This window comes from Paenibacillus dendritiformis, from assembly GCF_945605565.1.
In the GTDB taxonomy this organism is placed as follows: Bacteria; Bacillota; Bacilli; order Paenibacillales; family Paenibacillaceae; genus Paenibacillus_B; species Paenibacillus_B dendritiformis_A.
The window spans coordinates 4,101,973-4,127,568 of the sequence record NZ_OX216966.1; the positions used below are offsets into that span (position 1 = coordinate 4,101,973).

Annotated in this window: 26 protein-coding genes; 4 read left to right on the plus strand and 22 right to left on the minus strand. The window is 48.5% G+C overall.

Translation table 11 applies throughout. The annotated features are described in order from the left end of the window. Positions 1-3: 3 nt before the first annotated feature. The 17 genes from NNL35_RS18195 to NNL35_RS18275 form a co-directional block, all read right to left on the minus strand. Entirely contained in the window at positions 4-876 is an 873-nt protein-coding gene (locus tag NNL35_RS18195) for a carbohydrate ABC transporter permease (RefSeq protein ID WP_238535384.1), read from the minus strand. After that, positions 851-1,705 carry a hypothetical protein gene (locus NNL35_RS18200; RefSeq protein ID WP_006677941.1) on the minus strand — a complete coding sequence of 285 codons (855 nt, stop codon included), beginning with the start codon at positions 1,703-1,705 and terminating at the stop codon, positions 851-853. Before NNL35_RS18200 ends, NNL35_RS18195 begins: the two co-directional genes overlap by 26 nt. Beyond that, the gene (locus NNL35_RS18205) at positions 1,695-2,270 is read right to left on the minus strand and encodes a sigma-70 family RNA polymerase sigma factor (RefSeq protein WP_006677942.1); all 576 of its coding nucleotides are present in this window, start codon (positions 2,268-2,270) and stop codon (positions 1,695-1,697) included. Before NNL35_RS18205 ends, NNL35_RS18200 begins: the two co-directional genes overlap by 11 nt. Before the next feature lie 325 nt (positions 2,271-2,595). Then, positions 2,596-4,116 (minus strand): thiol-activated cytolysin family protein, encoded by a 1,521-nt coding sequence (locus tag NNL35_RS18210; protein WP_006677943.1) that lies wholly within the window; start codon positions 4,114-4,116, stop codon positions 2,596-2,598. A 422-nt stretch (positions 4,117-4,538) separates the two neighbouring features. Further along, positions 4,539-5,741 (minus strand): macrolide family glycosyltransferase, encoded by a 1,203-nt coding sequence (locus NNL35_RS18215; RefSeq protein ID WP_006677944.1) that lies wholly within the window; start codon positions 5,739-5,741, stop codon positions 4,539-4,541. 249 nt (positions 5,742-5,990) lie between these two features. Continuing rightward, entirely contained in the window at positions 5,991-6,887 is an 897-nt protein-coding gene (locus NNL35_RS18220) for a LysR family transcriptional regulator (RefSeq protein WP_006677945.1), read from the minus strand. A 150-nt stretch (positions 6,888-7,037) separates the two neighbouring features. Further along, positions 7,038-8,576 carry an acyl-CoA carboxylase subunit beta gene (locus NNL35_RS18225; protein ID WP_006677946.1) on the minus strand — a complete coding sequence of 513 codons (1,539 nt, stop codon included), beginning with the start codon at positions 8,574-8,576 and terminating at the stop codon, positions 7,038-7,040. 30 nt (positions 8,577-8,606) lie between these two features. Beyond that, positions 8,607-9,389 (minus strand): enoyl-CoA hydratase, encoded by a 783-nt coding sequence (locus NNL35_RS18230; RefSeq protein WP_006677947.1) that lies wholly within the window; start codon positions 9,387-9,389, stop codon positions 8,607-8,609. A 37-nt stretch (positions 9,390-9,426) separates the two neighbouring features. Beyond that, on the minus strand, positions 9,427-10,329 hold the full coding sequence (locus tag NNL35_RS18235; RefSeq protein ID WP_040732130.1) for a hydroxymethylglutaryl-CoA lyase: 903 nt from the start codon (positions 10,327-10,329) through the stop codon (positions 9,427-9,429). 22 nt (positions 10,330-10,351) lie between these two features. Further along, positions 10,352-10,564 (minus strand): acetyl-CoA carboxylase biotin carboxyl carrier protein subunit, encoded by a 213-nt coding sequence (locus tag NNL35_RS18240; RefSeq protein WP_006677949.1) that lies wholly within the window; start codon positions 10,562-10,564, stop codon positions 10,352-10,354. Positions 10,565-10,627: 63 nt separating this feature from the next. Next, positions 10,628-11,974 carry an acetyl-CoA carboxylase biotin carboxylase subunit gene (locus NNL35_RS18245; RefSeq protein WP_006677950.1) on the minus strand — a complete coding sequence of 449 codons (1,347 nt, stop codon included), beginning with the start codon at positions 11,972-11,974 and terminating at the stop codon, positions 10,628-10,630. Positions 11,975-11,988: 14 nt separating this feature from the next. Beyond that, on the minus strand, positions 11,989-13,128 hold the full coding sequence (locus NNL35_RS18250) for an acyl-CoA dehydrogenase (RefSeq protein ID WP_006677951.1): 1,140 nt from the start codon (positions 13,126-13,128) through the stop codon (positions 11,989-11,991). Between the two features lie 20 nt (positions 13,129-13,148). After that, a complete protein-coding gene (locus tag NNL35_RS18255) occupies positions 13,149-14,306 on the minus strand; it encodes a dihydrolipoamide acetyltransferase family protein (protein WP_006677952.1) in 1,158 nt (385 codons plus the stop codon). Between the two features lie 18 nt (positions 14,307-14,324). Beyond that, positions 14,325-15,308 carry an alpha-ketoacid dehydrogenase subunit beta gene (locus NNL35_RS18260; RefSeq protein WP_006677953.1) on the minus strand — a complete coding sequence of 328 codons (984 nt, stop codon included), beginning with the start codon at positions 15,306-15,308 and terminating at the stop codon, positions 14,325-14,327. A 12-nt stretch (positions 15,309-15,320) separates the two neighbouring features. Next, a complete protein-coding gene (locus tag NNL35_RS18265) occupies positions 15,321-16,334 on the minus strand; it encodes a thiamine pyrophosphate-dependent dehydrogenase E1 component subunit alpha (RefSeq protein ID WP_006677954.1) in 1,014 nt (337 codons plus the stop codon). Positions 16,335-16,703: 369 nt separating this feature from the next. Continuing rightward, positions 16,704-17,828, minus strand: coding sequence for an NAD(P)/FAD-dependent oxidoreductase (locus NNL35_RS18270; protein WP_254553637.1), 1,125 nt, complete (start codon positions 17,826-17,828; stop codon positions 16,704-16,706). A 149-nt stretch (positions 17,829-17,977) separates the two neighbouring features. Next, positions 17,978-18,358: a VOC family protein gene (locus NNL35_RS18275; RefSeq protein WP_006677956.1), complete on the minus strand. Its 381-nt coding sequence runs from the start codon at positions 18,356-18,358 to the stop codon at positions 17,978-17,980. A gap of 195 nt (positions 18,359-18,553) precedes the next feature. Here NNL35_RS18275 and NNL35_RS18280 point away from each other — a divergent pair, with 195 nt between their 5' ends. Then, positions 18,554-19,165, plus strand: a complete 612-nt coding sequence (locus NNL35_RS18280) for a hypothetical protein (RefSeq protein WP_254553638.1) — start codon at positions 18,554-18,556, stop codon at positions 19,163-19,165. Between the two features lie 63 nt (positions 19,166-19,228). On the opposite strand, the gene NNL35_RS18285 is transcribed toward NNL35_RS18280, so the two are convergent. The 5 genes from NNL35_RS18285 to NNL35_RS18305 form a co-directional block, all read right to left on the minus strand. Further along, positions 19,229-19,675 carry a hypothetical protein gene (locus NNL35_RS18285; protein WP_006677958.1) on the minus strand — a complete coding sequence of 149 codons (447 nt, stop codon included), beginning with the start codon at positions 19,673-19,675 and terminating at the stop codon, positions 19,229-19,231. A 26-nt stretch (positions 19,676-19,701) separates the two neighbouring features. Then, a complete protein-coding gene (locus tag NNL35_RS18290; RefSeq protein WP_100226386.1) occupies positions 19,702-20,265 on the minus strand; it encodes a hypothetical protein in 564 nt (187 codons plus the stop codon). A gap of 712 nt (positions 20,266-20,977) precedes the next feature. After that, positions 20,978-21,373, minus strand: coding sequence for a nuclear transport factor 2 family protein (locus tag NNL35_RS18295; RefSeq protein ID WP_006677961.1), 396 nt, complete (start codon positions 21,371-21,373; stop codon positions 20,978-20,980). A gap of 34 nt (positions 21,374-21,407) precedes the next feature. Next, positions 21,408-22,010 (minus strand): nitroreductase family protein, encoded by a 603-nt coding sequence (locus NNL35_RS18300; RefSeq protein WP_006677962.1) that lies wholly within the window; start codon positions 22,008-22,010, stop codon positions 21,408-21,410. A gap of 56 nt (positions 22,011-22,066) precedes the next feature. Then, the gene (locus NNL35_RS18305) at positions 22,067-22,717 is read right to left on the minus strand and encodes a DsbA family oxidoreductase (protein WP_006677963.1); all 651 of its coding nucleotides are present in this window, start codon (positions 22,715-22,717) and stop codon (positions 22,067-22,069) included. 281 nt (positions 22,718-22,998) lie between these two features. Between NNL35_RS18305 and NNL35_RS18310 the strand changes: the two genes are divergently transcribed. From NNL35_RS18310 to NNL35_RS18320, 3 genes are all read left to right on the plus strand, one after another. Continuing rightward, on the plus strand, positions 22,999-23,505 hold the full coding sequence (locus NNL35_RS18310; protein ID WP_006677964.1) for a DoxX family protein: 507 nt from the start codon (positions 22,999-23,001) through the stop codon (positions 23,503-23,505). 284 nt (positions 23,506-23,789) lie between these two features. After that, the gene (locus NNL35_RS18315) at positions 23,790-24,407 is read left to right on the plus strand and encodes a winged helix-turn-helix domain-containing protein (protein ID WP_006677965.1); all 618 of its coding nucleotides are present in this window, start codon (positions 23,790-23,792) and stop codon (positions 24,405-24,407) included. Then, on the plus strand, positions 24,404-25,588 hold the full coding sequence (locus NNL35_RS18320; RefSeq protein WP_006677966.1) for an MFS transporter: 1,185 nt from the start codon (positions 24,404-24,406) through the stop codon (positions 25,586-25,588). Before NNL35_RS18315 ends, NNL35_RS18320 begins: the two co-directional genes overlap by 4 nt. Positions 25,589-25,596 lie beyond the last annotated feature (8 nt).

Consider the following 25,596-nt stretch of genomic DNA (forward strand, 5'->3'; position numbering starts at 1 on the left):
GCATCATTCCATAAATTGTGTATATCGCTTCTCGAGCCGAAGAAGCATAGCCACGATGATAAAGATCCCTATCACCATAAGCGTCGCAGCCGCAGACAGCTTCTGTACATCCATCGCGAGGAACATATTGTTCATATAATGCTGAAGCGTATAGATGCTGTCATGCGGATAATCTCCTGCGATCAGGTACGTTTCACGAAATATTTTGAACGTATTCATTATCGACATCAGGACGACAAAGACCATCGTCGGCGTAAGATAGACAAGGGTAATTCCGTAACATTGACGCCATTTGCCCGCACCCTCCAACTCAGCCGTCTCATAGTAATCCCGCGGGATGCTCTGCAGCCCTGCAAGGAATAAGATGATGTTGTAGCCGATATGCTTCCATAGGTAGAACACGGAGATCACCCCTCGCGCCCAGGCCGATTTCATCCAATCTATCTGTTCAAGCCCGGCAGCGTGCATCCAAGCGTTAAGTGATCCATTCCAATCAAAAAGCACTTGCCACACCATCACGACGGAGGCTACGGGCACAACCAACGGCAGGACATAAGCCATCCGAAGAAATTGACGCAGATAGAGATTCCGGTTCAGCACGAGCGCGATTCCAAGCGACAGCATAAGCATCAGCGGGACATTCACCGCCGTGAACCAGAACGTATTCGAGGCGGCTTTGCGAAAGGAATCGCTGCTCAGCAGCTCCTGATAATTCGCTAGTCCAACAAACGAACCGCCCACCGTCCGGTCCAATACCGAGTAGACAAGCCCCATCCCGAACGGAATGAGATAGAATAAGGCAAAGCCAACGGCGCTCGGCAACAAGAACGTTACGGCCACCATCCCTTCTCTACGGCTGAGACGATTCCGCATCATGGCTTCCCGGCTTCTCCGAAGAGAAGAATGCAACACTTGTACTTCCTTCCTGGAGGTTCACTTGGAACGCCTCCTTGCCATCCGCTGCATCCTTGTAGATGACGATGGATTGACCGTTTCCTTGCGCTTCATCCCCATGGGCTCTTGTCACTTCAGGCTGATATCCATCAATATTCACATCCAATTGCTTCAAGAATGCATTGGCCATAGCGATCGCTTCCGAATCCTGCAATTGCGAAGCATGCGGAGCAAATGGCTCTAAACCGATCGTTTGAACAAAATGAAGCTGTCCTGTCTCCACATCGACATTCGCTACAACCTCTTTATGCGGTTCCTCGAATGTCTTTCCATTCTCGATCAGAATGATATTAAATTGATGAATCTGCCTTCCTCCATTGATGCCCTTGGCAATTTGCGCGCTCGCGATGTTGAAGTCCTTCGTCTCAGGAAACCCGCGGTATATGCGCGCAAGCACTTCCTGTGCCGTCTGATTGCCGCTAATCTCATCCGCATACAAGTTCGTGGTGACATAATCCGAATCCTTATCTTTGGTGATGAAGCTCCGCAGATCTTCCGTCCCGGATAGATTGAGAAGGGCTCGAATCTGCGCCGCTACGGCAGGCCCGGTATAAATGACAACCGGCACGAGAAGGATAGCCCCAAGCATACATGCAACCATGCGAACTTTCAGCTTTGATTTTGCTTTATATTTTTCATTGCGATAACGTTCGTAAGCAACTTCTTGAATGCGCTTCTGCATTTCGGACGGATTTTCCATTGCTTCCGCACAATCCTGCAGCTTATCGCGGATTTGTTGTTCAATGGACATAAAGTTCTTTCTCCTTTTCTGCTTCACAATATGGGCTGAGCTTGCGAAGCTTCTCCAGTGCTGCGTGATGTCTCGATTTGACCGTGCCTGCGGGGATGTTCAGCAATTCAGCGATTTCATCGAATGTATAGTCGTGATAATAGCGCAAAATAATGACCGTGCGAAGTTTGTACGATAACTGATGAACGATGGTCAGCATCTCCTGATGGGTCTCGGCCTCAAGGACCTGACGATCCGAGAAAATATGCTCTTCCACCTCCAAGAGCCGCTTCTTCTCGAAGATTCGGAACCTCCTCCAGCTTTTGGTCCTCCACTTCTGTATTTGCTTCAGCGCGATGCCATGCATCCAGAATCGGAAGGGACGTTTTGCATCATAATTGTCGATGGACCGCCACAACTGAAAATAAATTTCGTTCATTACATCTTCGATTTCATTTTTTTCCGTCATCAAAAAGACAACGGAGCGGTAGATTTCGGGGAATGACCATTCATAAATCACTCGAAATCCAGATGGATCCCCCTCCTTCATCCGTTCAATCCAATGCTCTATATTGATGTCTTCCATGAAAAAAGGGCCCTCCTTAGTAAGCTTACAATCTATATTGCCACGTTCATTCGAAAAGGTTCGATGGAAGCCCGAAGAAAATTAATGGAGAGTGAGCATTCATCAAGATCGTGTGCCGGTGTTCAGATACATTCGGGAACGATTAGTCCAGAACTATTTTTATTCCGATTGTTTGGTTCTTCTGTGATATCTCACCCTAATGTTACTATGGGACAGGAGATAATGACATTGACGAAAGCAGAAATGAAGAAGGCACTCCTTGTGGAGAAAATCATAGATACCAAAAAAAATCTCCCCATATAAATGGGAAGATTTTCTGAAATGACTAGTCATGACTTATGGATGCTGACGGATGTAACGTGGTTCCCCAAATGGATACATTTATATTGCTGGTTAACGGAACGTTAGGTTCATCTAAAATGGTTCTCCACCATTCCCAGGCAAGACCTGTGCATTCTCTTGCAAAAATTTTGATGTTCTTGGCATTAGGCGGAAGTGGAATCTCTGTCGAGAAATGGGCTGTTTTATCTTGCCAATTCCCTTCCCAAGTTCTATGAGTAATGATTTCTCGTCCATTCTCATCAAAGGTAAACTCGTCCCAAGACACTTCAAACTGAGCTACATATGCACCGCTATGATCAAGCGTTATTTTGCCTTTCGTATACTCTGTCGTTTTTGTCTCGATATAGTCTGTATTGTTGTGAACCGCAGCTATGGAATTGTCTTTCAAGAAGACACTGGTATATGAAATAGGGTAAGCTGGATTTTTGGTGCTAAATTCTGCATTGTCCTTGATTACATTTTGGATGACATTGAAGTCTTTCGTGACGACCTGGTTATGTGTTTGGGCATCGCCGCCTAATACGACAGCCGTAAACGAACTGTTTTCATAAATATCTTTGTACTGTCCGCTAGCTTGTATGCTCGGATTATTGAGCAATAATTTAAATGCGGTTTGTACATCGCTGCTCTTTGAGGTCGTCTCCAATTTCACGTAAATGGTTCTGCCATAAGCTACATTAGATACCATCAATGGCGGAGACTGATTACTTACCCCTTTACGGACTAATTCGGCAAACGTCACACTGTCATCAAACAAATCCGATGGATTGTTAGGAAGCGCTGCAGTTACGGTATAAAAGATTTGCTTATAAGCGGCAACCATCACTTTTTTCTCGCCGCTTGCGACCGCGTTAAAGTCGATTCCGAGCGTACCGTTAAGCACTTTAGAGTTCACATTCAATGCACTGGCAATCTGATTTTGGCTGTAAACCATGGATTCTGCGTACTGTAATCTCGCAGGCAGTGTATGCGTGCCGGAATACTTCTCACCCCAAATCGACACGAGCTGATCAATGGCACTAGAAACACTGCTGTAAGTTGGATTTTGAACGGTGATTGTATTTTCACTCTTCAACCCGGGTAAATCAATGGTAATATCTAATGGTTTTCTCGCGGCCATAACGAGACCAGGCTGATTATCCGCAAAATCCTGATTTGCAAGCTGTATTGCGCCCGGATAAGTACGGTTCGTGATCGAATCAATAATTGAAATATCTACGGGCGAGGTTGTGAGTGATTTTTTCTCCCGTTCAACCACGATAAATTTATCGTTGGAATGAATGCCTTCTTTGGGAACAAAACTGCTGATTTGATCGCCTTTTACGGCCAAAACTTCATTGCGATCATAATTTAGGCTAGCGATCCCGGCATCAATATCATTGAGTTCGTTTGTTGCAGCGAAGGAAATGCTCGAAAAAGTGAACACATGCAAACTAATTAATAGACTTGCGAGCACTTTTGTTCCTTTCACATATTTTGATTTCCTCTGTTTTGATTTCCTCATAAAGATCTCCTCCTTTTATGTAAAAATTGTATCGGTCGTTTGGCATAAAATTATGAGATTTCTAGAAAAATTACAAAGCTCCGTAACCTTTATAACACAACTTATAATTTTTTGAGTGAATTCAAGCATCTTGCGTAATATAGGCCAATTCTTGGGTTTGCCGGTTAATCCTGAAATCGGATATGAAACACGATATTTCCAAAAATACTAGGACTGAATGGATTGCGTATTTCCATTTTTAAATATGAGATATGGAAATTTGTTATTTGATAACAGGGTACAGACTGCAGAATGTCGATGGCGACTGCCCTGTCCAGATGGGTACCGTCAATAAAGCGACAAAACATACGCAGTTCGGAAAAGTAAAGCCGATTTTTCCTGCTCTAAGGGAGGAAAAATCGGCTTTAGGGAATCAATTTATTTTACTTATTCAATCCTAGACTTCGTTTATACGCGAAGATCTCCTCGACGGCTCGATGATACCCGCCTGCAGATCGGAACGAATCGCCAATTTCAACACATGCCTTTCGAATTGACGCATCCTTGAGCACGCGCTCTGCCGCCTCTCTGAGATCTCCCGCGAGTAAGCCTTCTTGATTTAGGTAAATGCCTGCACTGATTTCAGCCACACGGCGCGCCACCATCGGTTGGTCGGCGCTTTGGGGAAGCACAATCAGCGGCACCCCATAATATAGGCCCTCACTGGTGCTGTTCATACCGCCGTGTGTGATAAACAATTTGGCGTGTTGGAGTACTTCGAGTTGCGGAACATAGTTTCGAACGATAAAATTCGCAGGAATGTCTCCCAATTCCGCAATCCGGGTTTGTCTGCCGACGGATAAAATCACGGTGTACTTCGTTTCGGCGAACGCCGCAAAACAGAGCTTGTAAAAATCCTCTGCTTGATTGAAAACCGTACCGAGTGATATGTAAATCAGGTGATCCGTGTCCACATTAGAGAAATCAAATTGACGGTGAGAGCGCGGCACGATCGACGGTCCAACAAACTTATACGTCTCATCAAAGCTATCTCCATCGGGTTGAAAGCGTTTCGACGTGTAGACAATAGTCAATGGCGCGGGATTGCAGAAAACTTCGAAGCCGGAGCTAATCTGCACATTGTATCTCGATTGCACGTTACTGACCAGCTGTTGAAACTCTTGTTGTGCACGCTTATTTACGTCTGCTGGAAATTGGCGCGAAAGGCGATCTTGCAGATTGTCAAAGCTGTTGTGTTGAATTGCAAAACTCGTGCATGAGTTGATTGCCGGCAGGCCGAGTATTTGGGCAACCAAACGCCCACAGCCGAACATCGAGTCATGAATGATGTAGTCAAAGCGTTCTCCTTTGATTTGCTCCAGGACACTAGGAATGACGATGTCGGCGGTGCGCAAAAGTCCACCCACTCGCGCCCAAGGATTTCTTCCTCCGGCAAGGAACGCCTCCACAAATTTGCCGCCATCGAATGTGATCACCTCTGCGCCCGTTGGCTCGACGCGATCACGATATTGTTCCGCGGCAAAGTAAACCACCTCTTCGCCACGACGGATAAGTTCTTGAACCACACCAAGGGTTGGGTTGATATGTCCTTCGGAACCTCCATTGATTAGCAACACGCGTGCCATAGTCATCACCTTTCATAACAAAGTACACCGCTCCGACCACCTGCCAGTTGCGGTTATCGTTTCATCTATCAAACCCGCTCTAATCAAAACCGAGCTTGTCCAAGCGAATGGCCTCGTGTAACTGCTTTTTATTATATCAAAAAGATGAATTATATAAGAAGAAGTGCAACTCGAAGTATAAGCGAATTGACTTTAACTTATGGGGGGTTCCATACAAGGATTCTCATTCATGATGGAACCCGGCGCTGTTCATAATCCCGGCTGATTCGGCGGATTGGCCTGGATATAGGCAATAAACTCCCGGGATGCATAAGACAGGTATTTATCCCGGGGATAAATAAGCGCCAGCTCCCAAGCAATCTCCGGATGGGAAATCGAAACGGCATGAACGGCAAGATGATGCAAACGGTTCGCCATCGATCGGGGGATCAATGAAATTCCTAATTGAGATGCCACCATCTCGCAGCAGAAATCCCACAGGGAGGTCATATGAGCTACCTCAGGTTCGAACCCGGCCCGCAAGCATGCTTGCCACACGACGTCATGAAGGGCGAATTCCTTGGTGAACAGAATAAACGGCTCATTCTTTAATTCAACCAAACTGACCGCTTTTCTTCCGGCAAGCCAGTGGCTGCTGCTTGCAATCACAACCAGTTCTTCAGATAACAAGGAAACCGTTCGATACAGCCGAGTGTTCACCGGCAGCACCGTAACCCCAAAATCGATATTTCCTTGCTCCATCTGCGTCTCTACCTGCTTCGCGCTGTATTCTACCATGTGAATCTCAATCCGGGGATATCTCTTCTTGAAGCCGGCAATGATTTTGGGGAAGAGCAATGCGCTGATTGTAGGCATGATTCCCATCTTCACTTTTCCCCTTTGTACTTGAACCAGCTCATTAACAGAAGAAGATAACTCCTCTAGCTGTTGCAATATTTTTAAAGCCTTCTCGTTAACCAGCTTTCCTGTATCCGTGAGCACAATCTCCCTCTCGGAACGGTCTAGCAAAATCACTCCCAATTCGTCTTCGAGGCTTTTGATCATCTTGCTGATGGATGGCTGAGAAACATATAGGACCTGCGAAGCTTTTGTAAAATTTTTATGCTTGGCTACTTCTGTAAAATAATGAAGCTGTCGAATATCCATCTGATCCGGATCTGCCTCCTTCCCCTACAGGCAAAGCGGTAGCCATCCAAACCATTCATCCTCTGGCTCAACATTATGATATGCCGTCCACGCAAAAAACAGCACCGGCGCGCCGCTAAACGCTTGGTGCTGTTCGGAAATGCCAGCGAATTAAACCGGATATACCGGGTGCTTCCGCTCAGAGAAGACAACAAACTTTGATGAATAAGCCTCGAATCGGTTCACTAACTCGTCACGCAACGAATCGGCCGGAATAATCCCGTCAACAATCATTTCGGAGGCTAACCGGTAAATATCAATGTCCTGCTTATATTTCTCCCGCTCTTGTTCAATAAAAGAGGCCCGCTCGTTTTCAGGCAGTTGCGCAATTTTATTGGCATAGACGGCGTTGACCGCAGCTTCTGGCCCCATCACCGCAATTTGAGCCGTAGGCAATGCGAGACAGCAATCCGGTTCAAATGCAGGACCAGCCATCGCGTACAGGCCTGCTCCGTATGCTTTACGTACGATCACCGAGATTTTAGGCACGCTCGCTTCGGACATGGCCGAAATCATTTTCGCGCCATGGCGGATAATTCCTGCCCGCTCCACCTTGGTGCCGATCATAAAACCGGGAACGTCGGCGAGAAACAGAAGCGGGATATGAAACGCGTCGCAAAGAGTAATAAATCGGGCTGCCTTATCCGCCGAATCGTGAAACAGCACGCCTCCTTTCACCCGCGGCTGATTGGCAATGATCCCAACCGGTTTTCCGTTCATTCGGGCCAATCCCGTAATCAGTTCGCCGGCAAACAGCTTCTTCATCTCAAAGAATGACCCCTCGTCAATAATCCGGTCAATCAGGTCGTACATATTAAACGGGGCATTCTGATTGGACGGAATGATCTCTTCTAATGATTTCTCAAAGCATTGTGGTGCCGCTGCTTCCACGACCGGCGGTTTTTCGGAAAAATTGGCGGGAAAATAGGAAAGATATTGTCTTGCCATCGAAATGGCTTCTTCTTCGTTTTTGGCCAGCACATCGCCGCATCCGGATACCGAGCAATGCATGCGCGCGCCGCCCATTTCTTCTAACGTAACCTTTTCCCCGATCACCATCTCCGCCATCCGCGGGGAACCGAGATACATGGATGCATTTCCATCCACCATAATGACGATATCGCAAAATGCCGGAATGTATGCTCCGCCTGCAGCCGAAGGACCGAAGAGCAGGCAAATTTGAGGGATTTTACCCGACAATTTGACCTGATTGTAAAAAATACGGCCAGCCCCGCGCCTGCCGGGGAACATCTCGACCTGGTCCGTAATGCGGGCGCCTGCGGAATCCACGAGGTAAATCAACGGCACTCTCATTTTGTCGGCCGTCTCCTGGATTCGAATGATCTTCTCTACCGTCCGCGATCCCCAAGAACCGGCTTTTACGGTGGAATCATTGGCCATCACGCACACGATTCTCCCGTTAATCTTGCCAATCGCCGTAACCACGCCATCCGCCGGAAGGTCCTCTGCCGCGCAGTTGGCAAATAACGCATCCTCCAGCTCGAATCCCGGATCAAACAAGAGCTTCAAACGGTCGCGAACAAATCGTTTTCCTCGCTCCGCATTCTTCTGATGATAAGCCGGCGCCCCCCCTTGGCGGATCCGCGCAACTCGTTCCTGCAGCTCCTGCGGATTTATTTCTATCGACATCCCCTATTCCTCCTTATCTCCAAATGCTTGTTACTCGCCCTTAAATATGGGGGGACGCTTATCTTTGAATGCCTGCAGTCCTTCCAAGCGATCCTTGGTCGGAATCGTTACTTCATAGGCATTTTGCTCAATCGCAAGCCCGGTGCTCAGATCCGCGTCACATCCCTTATCGATGGCGAACTTGGCCTCCGCCACGGCGATAGGAGCATTTCGAACAATTTGGCCCGCTATTTCCAGGGCTTTATCGAGAAGGGATTCAGGCGGCGCCACAACCTCTACCAGCCCCATGTCCCAAGCCTCTTTGGCATCGATTTTTCTTGCCGTGAAAATAAGCTCTTTGGCGCGCCCCTTCCCGATCAGCCTCGGCAACCGCTGCGTTCCGCCTGCCCCGGGAATTATGCCAAGCGAAGTCTCCGTAAGGGCGAATGTGGCCGTTTCGGAGGCGATCCGAATATCACAGGCCAACGCCAATTCCATTCCCCCGCCCACAGCGGCTCCGTTCACGGCGGCAATGACCGGCTGGGGCAAGGCTTCTACATCATTGATGCTCTCGCGAATCAAAGAAACCGTCCTGCGCACCTGGTTGATGTCCATTCCTGCGCGCTCTTTTAAATCGGCGCCTGCGCAAAAGGCTTTCTCTCCTGCCCCTGTGACCACGATACAGCGAACAGAGCGGTCAAATTTACATGACGCGGCCGCATCCCGCAATTGTTCCAGCATCTTTATCGACAGCGCATTGGCGGATTCCGGCCCGTTTAACGTCATGAGCACAATACCATTTCCCATGTTGGAGACCACTACGGCTTTTTCCATGCTCCCCCTCCTTCCCTGAACCGAATCATGAGCCTGCCTATCCGTTCGAGTTGCCGACCTGAAGATTACGGCTTGGCAGCTCTCTTCCTATCTTTTCCTGAATAAAACGGGCCGCGGAGAGCAGCTTTTCCCGATTTACCCCCGTGTGAATCCCCATCGCATCCAGCATGTAAAGCAAATCCTCCGAAGCCACATTGCCCGAGGCCCCAGGCGCATACGGGCATCCGCCTAGACCGCCGACGGAGGCATCGAACGTCGTGATCCCCATGTCCATGGACATCAGAATATTAGCCAGCGCCGTCCCGCGCGTATCGTGAAAGTGCAGGGCCAGTTTTTTGGCATCGAAACGCTGTAAAAGAATATCCAATACCTCTTGCACCTGCTTCGGATTGGCAATGCCAATCGTATCCCCGAGAGATAACTCGTCAATCCCCATGTCGAACAACGTGTCCGATACCCGGATCACTTCGTCGACGGACACAGGACCTTCATAGGGACAACCGAAGACGGTGGACACATAACCGCGGACTGACTTGCCTGCTGCAATCGCTTCTTGTACCACTTCTCTTAGAATGGGAAAGGTAGCGCGAATCGACTTGTTAATGTTCCTGTGATTATGGGTTTCGCTGGCAGACATAAAGACGGCTGCTTCATCCACATCGGCTTCCAGCGCTCGCTCCAGACCTTGACGATTCGGAACGAGAGCTGAATAAATGATGCCAGGCATCCGTTCAATTCCTGTCGCAACTTCAGCGGCATCAGCCAGCGCCGGGATCCACTTGGGATTCACGAACGAAGTGATTTCAATGGATTTGAGTCCGGTGCCGGACAATTGGTTGATCCAAGCGATTTTATCCTCTGTTGGAACAAAGACCTTCTCATTCTGTAATCCATCCCTCGGACCAACCTCTTTGATCGTCACACTCGCCGGCCAGTTCATCTCCCCAACCCCCAGCATACGTTTACTCCAGCTCGATCAATAGATCTCCTTCATTAACAAAGTCGCCTTCGCTCACGATGACTTCCTTTACCGTCCCGCCGGAACCAACCGTAATCGCGATCTCCATTTTCATCGATTCCAACACGACCACGTTTTGTCCCGCTTCGACTTGATCCCCAGGCTTGACAAGAATTTGATATACATTCCCCGCCATAACCGCCACGATTTTGCTCATCTGAATAACCTCCTGTTCTACGAATAGCCTTTCGGTAGCTCGCCAAGGCCCTATCCGATCAAGTCATGTCTTCTCCATTACATATTTCGCAACGAAACTCGTTGTCGTATCGCCTGAACGGAATGCGGGATGCGCGATGACTTTTTGCAGCATCGGGATGTTTGTTTTGATGCCCTCAACCTGATAATCGGCCAGCGCCTGTTGAATCCGGTCAATCGCTTCGTCGCGATCCTTCCCTTTGACTATGAGCTTAGCAATCATCGGATCATAGAAAGGAGTGACCATGGAACCATCCTGTACAGCCAACTCATGGCGGATTCCGTCTCCTTCAGGTATAGCCAACTTCGTAATCACTCCCGGAGATGGGAAGAACGTCTTCGGATCTTCCGCATAAATCCGCACTTCAATCGCATGACCGTCGCGTGTCACATCGGATTGACCAAAATTCAAGGAAAGTCCGGCCGCAATTCGCAATTGCTCGGCAACCAAGTCCAAGCCGGTAATCTCTTCTGTAATCGTATGCTCCACCTGTAGACGAGTATTCATTTCAAGGAAATAGAAATTTTTATTCCCGTCAACTAAAAACTCGATCGTTCCTGCATTCCGGTATCCGATGGATTTCGCCGCCCTTACAGCCGCTTCTCCCATTTTGCTTCGTGTCTGTTCATCCAAATAGGCGGAAGGGGCTTCCTCCACTACTTTCTGATGACGGCGTTGAATGGAACATTCCCGTTCCCCTAAGTGGACGGTATTCCCATAGGAATCGGCCAAAATCTGAATTTCGATGTGCCGGGGATTTTCCACAACCTTCTCTATATACATGGCCCCATCTCCGAAGAAATCAGAGGCACGTTTCTGGTTCCCTTCAAATGCTTGCTTCATTTCCGAATCGTTATAAACGATCTGCATGCCGATCCCGCCACCGCCGGCCGAAGCCTTGAGCATGACCGGATAGCCGATACGATCGGCTGCCCGTGCGGCTTCTTCCGCATCCGCTAATGGATAGGAAATGCCGGGGACGACAGGCACACCCGCTTTTTCCATCATATTCCGGGATTCAATTTTACTGCCCATGCGGGAGATGACATCCGCGGATGGACCGATGAATACGATACCGGCCTCCTCACAGCGGCGGGCAAATTCGGCATTTTCCGAGAGAAGGCCGTATCCGGGGTGAATCGCATCCGCTTTTGAAAGACGGGCGATTTCTAAAATTTTATCGATTTTTAAATAGCTGTCTGTTACTTTGGGATTTCCGACCTCGTAGGCCTCATCCGCCATTTTGACATGCGGGGCTTCCTTATCCACTTTCGAGTATATGCTGACGGTGGCAATGCCCAGCGATTGGCAAGTACGGATCACTCGAGCCGCAATCTCCCCCCGGTTCGCGATTAGAATTTTCTTGAACATATAACCAATCCCCTTTAACAGCCGATCTGGCGTGCAATCACCATTCGTTGCACTTCCGAAGTTCCTTCCCCGATTTCTAACAGCTTGGCGTCCCGGAAAAACCGCTCCACCTGGTATTCCTTCATATAACCATAGCCGCCATGGATCTGAACGGCCTGATCGCAAGCCTTCATACAGATTTCCGAAGCAAATAATTTGGCCATCGCCGCTTCCTTCTTAAATCCTCTTCCTTGATCCTTAAGCCATGCCGCTTTATACACCATGTTGCGGGCAAGTTCAATATTCATGGCCATGTCGGCCAGTTTAAACTGGATGGCTTGAAAGGCAGATAAGCTGTGGCCGAATTGTTTTCTTACTTTGGCATAGTGGAGCGATTTGTCATAAGCCCCTTGCGCGATCCCGACCGCCATGGCCCCGATCCCGATTCTCCCTCCGTCAAGCGTAGCTAAAAATTGCTTGTATCCATGTCCTTCTTTCCCCAGGAGATTTTCCTTGGGAACGGTTACATTTTCCAAAACTAACTCCGTTGTATTCGATGCGTGAAGGCCCATCTTTTCATAATTGCTAAGGACCGTAAATCCTGGCGCATCGGTAGGCACGATAAACGCGCTGATTCCATCCGTCCCTTTGGAGCGATCCGATACGGCGGTGAGCGATAGATTTTTGGCAAAGCTTGCGTTGGTAATAAAGCATTTGGAACCGGAAATGATCCACTGATCCCCATCCAGCTTTGCTGTCGTTCGGGTTCCGCCTGCATCGGAACCGGCATTCGGTTCCGTCAGCCCGAACGCCCCCAAGTATTCTCCTGTACACAGGGGGGTTAAGTATTTTTCCTTTTGCTCGTGCGTTCCGAATAAATGGATGGGCGCCCCGCCTAACGAAATATGGGCCGAATAGGTGATGCCTGTGGAGGCGCATACCCGGCTTAACTCTTCTACAGCAATAGCAAAGCTTATCGTATCCGCTCCCCCGCCGCCGTATTGTTCGGGAAAAGGCAGACCCATGACCCCTAGCTTCGTTAATTTATGGAAAACATCCTCCGGAAATGCCTTTGTTCGATCCCGTTCATCTGCGCCCGGAGCCACCTCGCCTTCCGCAAAATCACGCATCGTCTTCTTTATCAACGCTTGTTCTTCGGTTAAATCAAAATGCATGATTTCATCTCCCCTTTCCTTTAATCGAGTCCTGTGTCGGTATCCGTGCCGTAACCTTCCATCTTGTGCTTGACTCTCTTCAAGAAGCGGCCGCACACCAGACCGTCCAACACCCGGTGATCCAGGGAAAGACAGATGTTCACCATATCGCGGACCGTAATCATGTTATCGATGACGATCGGACGCTTTACGATAGCTTCCACACTCAAAATGGCCACTTGCGGAGGATTGATGATTGGGGCTGACAGAACGGAACCGAAAGAGCCTGTGTTATTCACGGTAAAAGTTCCTCCGGTTATATCCTCTTGCGTTAACCTGCCCTCCCTCGTCTTCTTGGCCAATTCATCCACTGCTTTGGCAAGACCGGAAATGCTTTGTTGGTCGGCGTCCTTAATGACGGGAACGAATAACGCTTGATCGGTGGCAACGGCAATCGAGATGTGAACCGCTTTTTTGACGATAATGCGATCATCTGCCCACTGCGAATTTAAGATGGGGAATTCCTTCAGGGCTTCGGTAACCGACTTGATAAAGAACGGCAAATAAGTTAAAGGGATGCCTTCTTTTTTCTGAAACTCCTCTTTGATCAGGTCGCGATAACGTACCAGATTGGTGACATCGCATTCAACCATCATCCAAGCGTGGGGGATCTCCTGCTTGCTTTCCAGCATTCGTTTGGCAATCGTTTTGCGTATGCCGGTAACCGGGATCGTCTCGTCGGCTGGATGTAACGGAGAATTCAAAATCTCCAAGATGTCTTTTCTGGTGATGCGTCCGTCAACGCCTGATCCTTCGATACGGGAAAGATCCAGGTTGTTTTCTTGCGCCAGCTTAAGCACGGCCGGTGAATAGCGTTGGTTCATGGCTGCTTGCGTTGTCGCAGCATCGGCTTCCTGATATGGGGCGGCGGTGTTGGATTCAACCGGCGCGATCGCTTGATCTTCCGCCTCAATACGGCAGAGCATAGCTCCTACCGCTACCGTTTCGCCTTCTTCAACGACAATTTCGGCTATCGTGCCGCTAAAAGCAGAAGGAACCTCCGCAGTGACTTTATCGGTAATCACTTCGCATACGGGATCATACTTTTTGACTTTATCCCCGATATTCACGAGCCACTTGGAGATGGTTCCTTCCGTTACACTTTCCCCTAACTGGGGCATAACGATTTTCTCAGCCATATTCTCCTCCCGTTCGGATCATGATTGCGCCAATTCTTTCATGGCCTGATATACTTTATCCGGATTGAGCATGAAGAATTTCTCCATTGGTGAACTATACGGCATAGCGGGAACGTCCGGACCGCACAGGCGTTTGATCGGAGCATCCAATTCAAAAAGGCATTCCTCTGCGAGCACAGCTGCTACTTCCGCCCCAACGCCTCCCTCTTTGTTGTCTTCATGAATAATCAGCACTTTACCGGTTTTACGGGCAGCCTCTACAATCGATTCCTTATCCAGAGGATAGAGGGTACGCAGGTCCAGAATGTGAGCGCTGTATCCTTCTTGGGACAGTTTTTCTGCCGCTTCCAACGCAAAATGCAAGGCAAGTCCGTAAGAAATAACCGTGAAGTCTTTTCCTTGCCGCTTAATATCCGACTTCCCGATGGGAACAATGTAGTCCGAGTCCGGCACCTCTCCTTTAATCGATCGATAACATCGCTTATGTTCAAAGAAAAGAACAGGATCTTCCTCGCGGATGGCTGCTTTTAGCAGTCCTTTGGCATCATAAGGAGTGGAAGGTGTGACTACTTTTAAGCCCGGTATGTTGCAAAACATGGCTTCGACGCATTGCGAATGATAGAGGGCGCCGCGAACGCCTCCTCCATAAGGAGCACGAATGACCAAGGGACAGTTCCAATCTCCGTTCGAGCGGTATCTCATTTTGGCGGCTTCATTCACAATTTGGTTGACGGCAGGCATGATATACTCGGCGAACTGAATTTCTGCTACAGGCCTCAATCCATAAGCGGCTGCCCCAACCGATACACCAGCAATGGCCGCTTCGGATAGCGGCGTATCGATAACCCGTTGTTCCCCAAATTCCTCATAGAATCCCTGTGTAACCCGAAACACTCCCCCGCGGACCCCTACGTCTTCTCCTAGGACAAATACCCTGTTATCTCGCTGCATTTCCTCCCGAAGAGCTTGCGTTACGGCATCAATATAAGAAATTACGGCCATTTCTCACTCCCCCTATTCTGCATACACGTGCTTAAGGGCATCTTCCGGAGCCGAATCCGGGGCATTCTCCGCATAATCCGTAGCCTCATCGACTTCCATGAGCATCCGGTCATGGATTTCCTTCTCTGCAGATTCATCTAATAGCCCCACATCTTTCAGATAAGTGCTGAAGGTTACGAGCGGATCCTTCTTCCTGGCTTCTTCCACTTCTTCACGAGAACGGTAGGTTCGATCATCGTCGTCGCTGGAATGAGGGACCAAACGATAGACGACCGCCTCGATAAGCGTTGGCCCTTCTCCTCTTCGTGCTCGATCGGCCGCCTCTTTCGTGACCTTATATACCTCTAAGGGATCATTGCCATCCACACTGATGCCAGGAAATCCATAACCTTTTGCCCGATCCGCGATACTTTCACAAGCCGCCTGCTTTGAAAAGGGAACAGAAATGGCATACTTGTTATTCTCGCACAAGAAAATGACAGGAAGCTTATGCACCCCCGCAAAGTTCGCCGCTTCGTGGAACTCTCCTTGATTACTGCCCCCGTCCCCAAAGGCTGTTAACACGACAAGCTTTTCCTCTTGCATTTTTCCAGATAAAGCGATTCCAACTCCGTGCGGCACTTGACTCGATACGACACTGGACCCCGAAAGTATATTCAGTCTTTTACTCCCGTAATGCCCTGGCATTTGGCGTCCGCCACTGTTGGGATCTCCTGCTCTGGCAAAAGCGGACAGCATCAATTCCTTTGCCGTCATCCCGAACACAATGGCCATCCCCATGTCCCGATAATACGGGCATAGAAAATCCTTCGTTCGATCCAACGCATACGCCGCTCCTACCTGTGCTGCTTCATGACCTTGGCAAGACACGAGAAAAGGGATCTTTCCCGCACGATTGAGAATCCACATCCGCTCATCTACTTTTCGTGCCAAAACCATATTCTGATACATTTCAAGAGCATGGTGATCCGATAATCCTAGTGCGCGGTGCCGGTTCTCGACTTGACCATTTCCGGTTTTATTCATATCGTATCCCTCCGACAATTGTGCCGCTGCATACTGCGGTTCCCTTTATTTTACATACCGTCATTCCCATCGAGAAATATATATTGTGCATAGAAACTATGCCTAAAAAATATAGCCAGCTAACGAGATCCTGAACCGCCAAGGGCTGTTGCTGTAGTTATTTGAAAAAGTTTTCGTTGAGCATAAAGTTTAACCTGTAAACCGCAAAAATTATCAAAACTAAATATCAGATATGCAGTTATCACCTCGGAGGATTTGAAATGGATTATATAAATTCAGTAAAAAAGACAAACTCCCGCGAGTATTGCAGCCGCGGGAGTTCTTTATGATAAGGTTCGGTTTAAGATGTTGCCGGCATGCATTCATCCATCATTCATCCATTGCTTTACGAAGATCATAATCATGGATATCAATATCCAGATCCATTCCTAATGCCAGCTTGGCGAGCTGGAATCCAATAAATGGGCCCATCGTCAACCCGGACGCTCCAAGTCCGTTGGCCGCGATCAGGCCATCCCAGCCAGGAACAGCGCCTATCACCGGAAGAAAGCCGGGCGTAAAAGGACGAAAACCGACTCTCACCTCTTGAACCGTGCTGTTCGCCAAGCCCGGCGCCAAGCCTAAGCCTTTATTCAGGATTTCCTGGATTCCGCCTGCTGTTACCCTTGTATCGTAGCCTTCGATGTCATCTTCGTGCGTCGCTCCCATCACGATCTTTTCTGCGTCAAAAGCCAGCAGATATTGATCAGATGGCGGCATCACTACAGGCCAGGTCCCCGTGTCTTGTCTATCCGGAACCTGCAAATGCATGATCTGCGCTTTTTGATAACTTACCTTAAAATGAATGCCTAAAGGCTGCAGCAGTTGATTGGCCCACGCCCCTGCACACACGATGACTTCGTCAGACGAGAAGCTTTCAGCACCAACAGCTGCTCCTGTTACACGGTTCGACTGATATTGAAGCGCAGCATCTCCGTCGATCAGGATAGCCCCGTTTCTTCTTGCCGATCGGATCAACGCATCGCGCAGCGCACGGCCGTCGATACGGGCTGCCCCGCTAATATGTACAGAATGATACCCTTCCGCCAACAGAGGAAACAGCTCCTGGGTTGCTTGTTCATTCAGCCGGGTGATGTCACCGATTTCCGGTGCATCCGTCTTTCGCAACTGTGCCCGCTCCTCCATCTTGCTGATCTTCTCCACATCATCATGGATGCTAACAGCACCAACTTGAGCATAGCCGGTCTCCGTTTCTCCCTCGCTGGTGAGTTCTTCGATCAGCCCGGGGTAATAACGTGCGCCGCCTTTGGCCAGCCGGTACCAAGCCTGATTGCGCCGCTGTGAGAGCCAGGGGCAGATAATGCCGGCCGCGGCATCCGTAGCCTGTCCTTTATCTTTGCGGTCAATGATAAGGACATCCGCCCCCATTTTTGCCAACTGATAGGCTGTCGATGCCCCCAGAATCCCTGCTCCGATGACGATGACTTTCTTCATGTACACGTCCCTTTCCTCAATCACTGTATCCATTATAGCGAATCCTGCCTTCGTTCCTCTACTCCGTCCTTTATTACAACCCCCGTAAACGTAAGCGAAGCTGCCGATCATGCTGGCAGCTTCGTCAGAACTGTTCATGAGGTATGCCGTTACTTTTTTTCCATTACGGCAAAGTAATTATCTTCGTCATCGGCAAAGTTAAAAACTCTGCCGGATGGCATGTCTACAATGTCTCCGACTTTGATATTTTTAGTAGAAAACTCTCCATGTAATTCGTCGAGATTTTCCGTAAAAAATAGTAATGAAGGGGTTCCCAAATGTAATCCAGGGGACATTTTAGCAACGAATTCCTTATTGTGCAGAATGATGCTTGTTTCGGCGCCCTCTGTTGGGGCAATTTCAACCCATCTCATTCCTTGACCATTATTTTCTTCAGAAATCACTCGAAAGCCTGCTTTTTCGGTCCAAAACTTTACGGCCTCATCCTGGTTATTTACATACAGCATAATCTGACCGAGTTTATGAATCATAAACTTTGCTCCCTTCTGCTTGAAAATACGAACCCGTCTGGCCTAATTCTATCCTTCCCGGCCTGCAGCCATCCCCCCTCTCACAATTCCACCATCATTGTCCCCGGAATAAATCTCCCTAAAATATGTAAACTAAAAGCAAATCCAAACAAGGAGCTGCCCATGAAACCAAACATAAAATCGTTTCTGTTCATCATGATCATTACGTTTGCTGCTTTAACGCCTCGATCTTTGTCCTATGCGTATTCTCCACATGATAAACAACAATTAGAGAACCTTGAACCTGCATCTCCCGTTACATTGCCTAATCCGCCCTTCCAGCAGTCACAGCCACCCGAAAATTTACTGCCAATCTCTGATGTCTTGAAGAAAGGAAAGCCAATCGCCTATGACGTGATTGCCGATCTTCCTCAATGGAATCGACCGTCTTATTTGCCTTATTGGCACAGCACCTATGGGCGCTGGTCGTACGTTCCCAATCGAATCCACTTCGCCAAGCATCGATTGTTTACGTCTCCCACCAACGCTTCCGCTCTGTATGACTTTATACATAACGTGGGCATTGTTAAAGAGATGGAGAACGCTTATCACCAATTATCTTCGCTGCAACTGGATAAAATCCTCGTCGTGGTTATGAATACCGAAATTAAAAAGATAAGGTTTCATAACCGGCAGGTTGTCATTGAAGGAAAGCCCGTGCATTCCGGCCTGAACATCGTTACGATCGATAATCCAGCCCCCGGTAAATCAATCTATTTTCAGTTATCGACTTCAACCGGCGACGAGATCGACTACAGTATTTTTTAACCAAAAACGCCGCTATGCTCCCACACGTGGAAGTCAGCGGCGTTGGTAGGCATCCAAAGTGCCCTAATCAATTACGGTATAGCTAAATTTCTTTTTGCCGAATTGAACTGCAGCCTTGTAGTTGGCGGTAGAATATTTTCCAAAATACACATCCACCCATCGATAGGAGAGTCCCTTCGTATTATTAAGATCCCCGGTGTCTTCCACAATAAACGTGTTCAAGGAAGAACCATCCGGAGTCACGATCCGGTTATTCCCAGTTAACACCAACATGGTGCCGAAGGGATAAATGGGCTTGTTCCAGTTGCTGCTCCCCCAGGAGGATGGATGGACCGCTACCCCGCCAATATAGGCGGAAGCGCCGCTGGCAAACACGGGCTTGCTGACTCCGGATGGACCAAGATAAGCGGTGAAATCTTGATTCGTATACGTCGTGGCAGCGGAGGCTGAAGTGGTTGGCGATAAAGTTACAATAGCAGCGAGAAGAATGGCCATTAGACTTTTTTTCATTACATTCCCTCCCAATCAAAATTCGTTTAATTCATCGTTACACTTGATGAGGATTCAAATACGATTTTTTGCTGTTGTAATGTCTTATCCAAGCCAATTACCGTTATCGTTGCTTTGCCATCCAACACTTGCAATACAAAGTGATAGCCATTAGCCCAATCCTTGCCCGGCAGCAGATCATGCTCTGTCCTGCTTCTGGACAGTAATTCAGGACTGTCGAACACCACCTCTTCCCTCTTGATTACATGTGTGTCTACAAACGGTCCGACACCGGGATAGAGTCCTTCAACATCGCCCTTACGAATGGCAATAACCGCTCTTTTGTTATCCGGAGTTCCTACTTGTAAATTCCATCGTTCTCTTCTGCCTTGTTGCCCGCTTATCGTTCCGAATTCATCATCCACACTGGTTAAATAAAAAGGCACTGCCGACGCATCCCATTCCAGTGCTTTCGCCATTCCAAGCTCAAGGGCTTCTTGCAGCGTTACATCTTCGGTGCGAGTCAACGTGGAATTACTGGCTTGAAAGTATAACGTGGTGATCACTGCTGCGATGAAAAGAATGATAAGAACCATGATTTTTTTACTCAAGACTCATCACCGCCCTAGAAATCTAGCAAATTATTCTATTACTAGATTTAATTTACCATTTCTACCGATTACAATCAATAGCTAAATATGTTATAAAATGTTGTATATCCAACATGGGGCGGTCCCAAATGATGCAGCTTGGATTATCCGGAAGAGTCTTACTCGAATCGATTGTGAACGCTGAGAAGGTGCTAAGTCCGGGGAACAACGAAAATGCGGGCAAGAAAAAAAGCTCCCGAACCATGAAGGGAAACAGGAGCTTAAAAGCCGTTCTTAGCCAGGCAGCTTGGGCCGCGAATAATATATTACATGTTGAAAAATAACATGACGTATCAAGAGTTTGGATGGGATTATCTACAAGAGCAATCGCAAACAGCCCCCCTGAATCTCAAAGCTCGACTCGCCGAAAACTGCAAAAATGCATCTTTCCTTTATGATGTGTACTCCGTTACAGGGAATCCTGCAAAACGGCATCAATCTCTGACTATCCAATCGATAAAAGACAAAAATCGATGAAAATAATGTACTTTTGCAGGAATTTCACCAAATAGCGGCTTAAAGAGCAGAAATTGATGCATCCACGCAGCATTTCACTGCTTCATCCATCTTCCACCGGTCTGCGCGTCGCTGTTTTCCCGCATCCTCACTCTCTGTTAACTCGTCACCTCAATCATTTTGCAATGCCTATGAGACACTCCCGCTGCACATCGATTTATTCCATTGTCATCGCTCGAACAACGATGTGGCTGTCTACGTATTGCTTGAATCGGACGATCTTCCCGTTCTCCAGCTCCCATGCATGGACGAAATCTGCGCGGATAGATTTGCCCGTAGCCTTATAGACACCCGTATAGATGCCTTCCGCAATGACGATTTCCTTGTCCTTCACCTCATGATACGTATGCACGGTGGCCGTAAAGCCCTCCCATTCGGTACCGAGGCGGTCAAATACATTCGCCTTGATGCTGTCCACGCCATAATAAGTGCCCCCATAGGGATACCCTGCGGCCTCGGTCCACTCCGTCCGGTCGCTCAGAGCGGCCAGGAGATGCTCGGGACCGTCATAGGTATGGCGGATAATATCGATATTGTTTGGTTGATTCGACATATTCAATACTCCATTAATCGGTATGTGTTTGCCCTTATTGATGGAACTTCACGACATCTTCGAACGGCAGGAAGCTGCGCTCGCCCGGCTGTTCGTTCGGCTCGCCGAACGGCATTTGCGCGATCAAGCTCCATTCCTGCGGAATCCCCCACGTGCGCTTCACTTCTTCATCGATAATCGGGTTATAATGCTGCAGAGACGAACCGATCCCATCCGCTTCCAACGACATCCATACCGCATATTGCAGCATGGCGCTGCCTTGATGGGACCAGAACGGGAATTGCTCCTTGTAGCTAGGGGCATTTTCCTGCATCCGTTGAATCGTCGCTTGATCCTCGAAGAACAAGATCGTTCCTGCACCGTCGCGGAAGCCCTGCAGTCTTTGCGCCGTCGCTTCAAAATTCTCGGCCGGAACTCGCTTACGAAGCGTCTCCTTGACGATATCCCACAATTTCTCATGCTCGCCGTCCATCAGAACGACCATGCGCCCGCTTTGCATATTGAACGAGGACGGAGCATGCAGCGATGTCTTCAAAATCTCGGCGATGCGCTCCGAAGTGATCGCGGCATTTTTCGTCACTTTGCGGATGGAACGGCGGTTGATGATAGCGTCTTTTAACGTTGCAGCAGTTGTCATTGTGAATTCCTCCAATATAATAGGTGAAAGTTTAATGCAGGCAAAAATTGATATGATTAACAATGCCCATCTACATTGCATTGCAATCCTTCGATGGATTGAGCTGGCTGCCTCGATGCTTCCCGCTCAATGGCCTGGGCCAATCGCTCTTTGCTGGCAAGTCCCTGAATGACTTGGTCGCCGATAATGAAGGTCGGCACGGCCGTAATGCGGGCTTCCTCATAGGCATGTTTGATCGCCTCTTGATGAGCTTCCCGGTATTTGCGGGAGATAAGAGCCTCGCGGAAGGCGCCGGTGTCCAGTTCCACTTCCCCTGCGAGCTTCGTCAGCACCTCGATATCTTCAATGTTCTGCTCCTCCTGGAAAAAGGCAGCGAACACGCGATCCATATAGGCGTTGCCTTTCCCCTGCTCTTGCGCAAATTGGTATCCTTCAAAAGCCAAGTAAGTGTACGGATGCGGAGACACGCGAGGCAAGCGCATATCAAGTCCGAGCTTCTCTGCGGTCGGCAAAATAAAGGCATCCCATGAGTTCAGCTTATCCGGCTCGTTCCACGGATCGATCTTCGGATAAGGCGCTGGCCGCAGCTCAAATGGCATCCACTCTACCTCAACATCCTTCTCTTTTACGATTTCATCCAACGGGCCTTTTCCCAGATAACAAAATGGACATATAAAATCGGAATATGCTTTGATTTTCACCGTCATTATCGTTCCCTCACCTTCTGAACATCTCTTGATGTAACATCTATAGTTACAACTAACCGAAAAAGAACAGCCGCTGTTTACGGCCCGATGTAACCATTATAGTTACAACCCCAAAAAAAGTCAACCTCTTTGATTCATGCACTACACGATGAATATGTAATACATTTGGACGTATTTTTTTGCAAAATAGCCCCCTTGAATCTTGAAATTTTGACACTTGCGCTTTAAAGTGTTTATGTAGCCTATTTATGGCATATTCCCAAAATTTGAAGGAGGAATTGTTGATGATCGAATTTTTAAGGAGGAACGTGTGGGCATCCGTGCTGCTTTTGGTAATCCGCATATATGTGGGCTACACCTGGATATCGGCCAGCATTCACAAGCTATTTGCCGGAAGCTTTGACGCGAGCGGATTTTTGAAGAGCGCCGTAGCGAAAGCCGGCGGAGAAAGTCCCGTCGTTCAGGGCTGGTGGGCGTCGTTCCTGGAGCATGTTGCGCTCCCCCATGCCAATTTGTTCAGCCTTATGGTGCAATGGGGTGAGCTTCTCGTAGGTATTGGACTCATCCTGGGCGTACTGACCCGGACCTCCGCTTTCTTCGGCATCATGATGAATACGGCATTTCTGCTAAGCGGCTCCATCAGCATCAACCCGGTGATGATGCTCCTAACGATGTTCATCCTGGTCGCCTATACGAACGCAGGCCGCTTCGGTCTTGATCGCTACTTGCTCAGCAAGCTGAAGCCGACTCGAAGCCAATCGCCTCACAACGCCGCGCCATCGGCATAATCCGGTCACGATTCTCCGTACCAGGCGGCCCATCCACCTCAGACCCACTTTTCGGCGCATAAATTAAAGCGTATATATTCCTGTCAAAGATAAGCCCATCATACCATACGCGTTTCATACTCATCCAGCCTAAACCGATCGACGCCCGTGAAGGAACACTTTGATCACCAAAGTGAGCTTCTTCACGGGTATTTTTATGAATCCAAGAAGCTTGATCCCAACATGGTTGTATGTTATTTTTGAATGGTCAAATAAATTTGAATGTTTAATAAGGAGTGAATGTAATGACACAGCAGGACCTGTTTATCATTGATTCGCTGGAGAAGCTGAAGATCATCAGCGATCCGCTGCGAACCAAAATATTAATGAATCTGATCAAAAAAGAATACACCGGGCAGCAGCTGGCAGAACTGCTTCAAATCCCAAAAACGAAAATTTATTTTCATCTCAAGGAATTGGAGAAGCACGGGATTATCGAAATCGTGAAAGAGGAAGAGAAAAACGGGATTATGCAGAAATTTTATCGTTCGATCGCCCGGAGATTTATTCCAAGCGACGACCTGCTTCCGAGCCACGAGCTGATTGAGACATCACGACAAGTATTTTTAGAGACAGTGCTAACGACCCGCAATGAGATTGAGCAAGCGCCGCCCGAGACATTTCAATTGAGCGCAAATAATCAGGAGATCCGAAAAAATATTGCATCCACCTATCATTTCCATGCGACGGAGGCGGACTTCACCAGCTTTCTCATGGAGTTTAAAGAATTATATAAAAAGCATTTCAAGGGAAGTGAACAGACGCCAGGACCCGATGCGAAACCGTACATGATGACGCTCATCGCGTTTCAACGGCAAGACAGCAGTCCATCTGTGTTCGGAAAGGAAGAGGAAGGTTCATGACATCCAGCAAAAATATGTGGCTCCTTCTCAGCGGCGTGTTCGTATCGGAATCAGCCGCTTGGATTGGCACCATCGGCAGCCTGCAGTTTTTAAGCGAAACGTTGGACTCACGCTTTTACCAATCCGCGATTTTGGTGTCGGGAGCCCTATTCGGAATCTTCCTGTCCCCCTATGCGGGCAGAATCATTGACAGCTTTCATCCCAAGCGAATCTTGCTGTTCAGCGGGATCATCCGAATGCTGGCCATCGCGTTAATGATGTGGGCCATTTGGAGCTCTAACGTCTGGTTTATGGTTGCCTTTCAAATGATCATCGTCATCGCGTCAACGTTTTATTTTCCAACGATCAATGCCGTCATTCCCGCTCTCGTGCCGGAACGGCAGCTCATGCGAGCCAACATGCTCAATTTCAACTTGGCTACCGTGGCCAGAATACTCGGAACCGCTCTGGGCGGAGTTTTAATTACGTTCATCTCGCTGGAGCATATCTTTATTTTGTCCGGCCTTATCTATCTCCTATTAATTGCATTAACTTTGATGCTGCGCATGGAGCATGCTCCCCATCCGCATACGAATAAGAACCGCCAAAAGCCGGCCTTCTCCGAGCTGTTTCAGCTTATGCAGGCAGAGCCTGCCGTACCGAACATATTAATCCTTACATGCATTCCCTTTTTGTTCATCGGCGGCCTGAACTTATTTACGATAGAGATCAGCGAGCAGCATCAGATGGACAGCTTAAAAGGCATTATCTATGCGGTGGAAGGTACCTCCATTCTCGTGGCGGGGGTATTCATGAAGAGGCTTACCGCAAGATGGGGAAAAAGCAATATTTTATTTGCCGGCGCATTTGCGGTCATTGTCAGTATGCTTGCCCTGATTCCTGCGAATATGCCGCTCCAACTGGCCGCATTTGCGCTGTTTGGACTGGCCTCCGGGTTATTCATCCCGCTGTCCAACATGGAAGCCCAGGTCCTGATTTCAAAAGACGCATTAGGCCGATTCTTTTCCTTCAAGCGGATGATCGAAACGACGACCATTCAAGTCTCGCTCATCTTCACGGGGATGACCTTGGATCTGCTGTCACTGCCCGCTTTGCTGCTCATCTATGCGGCCTTGAGCATGGCAGCCGTTCTGATCGCGCGCCGACGATTCCGTGCGGCTCTAAGCCTTCCTCGTACATAAAACAAACA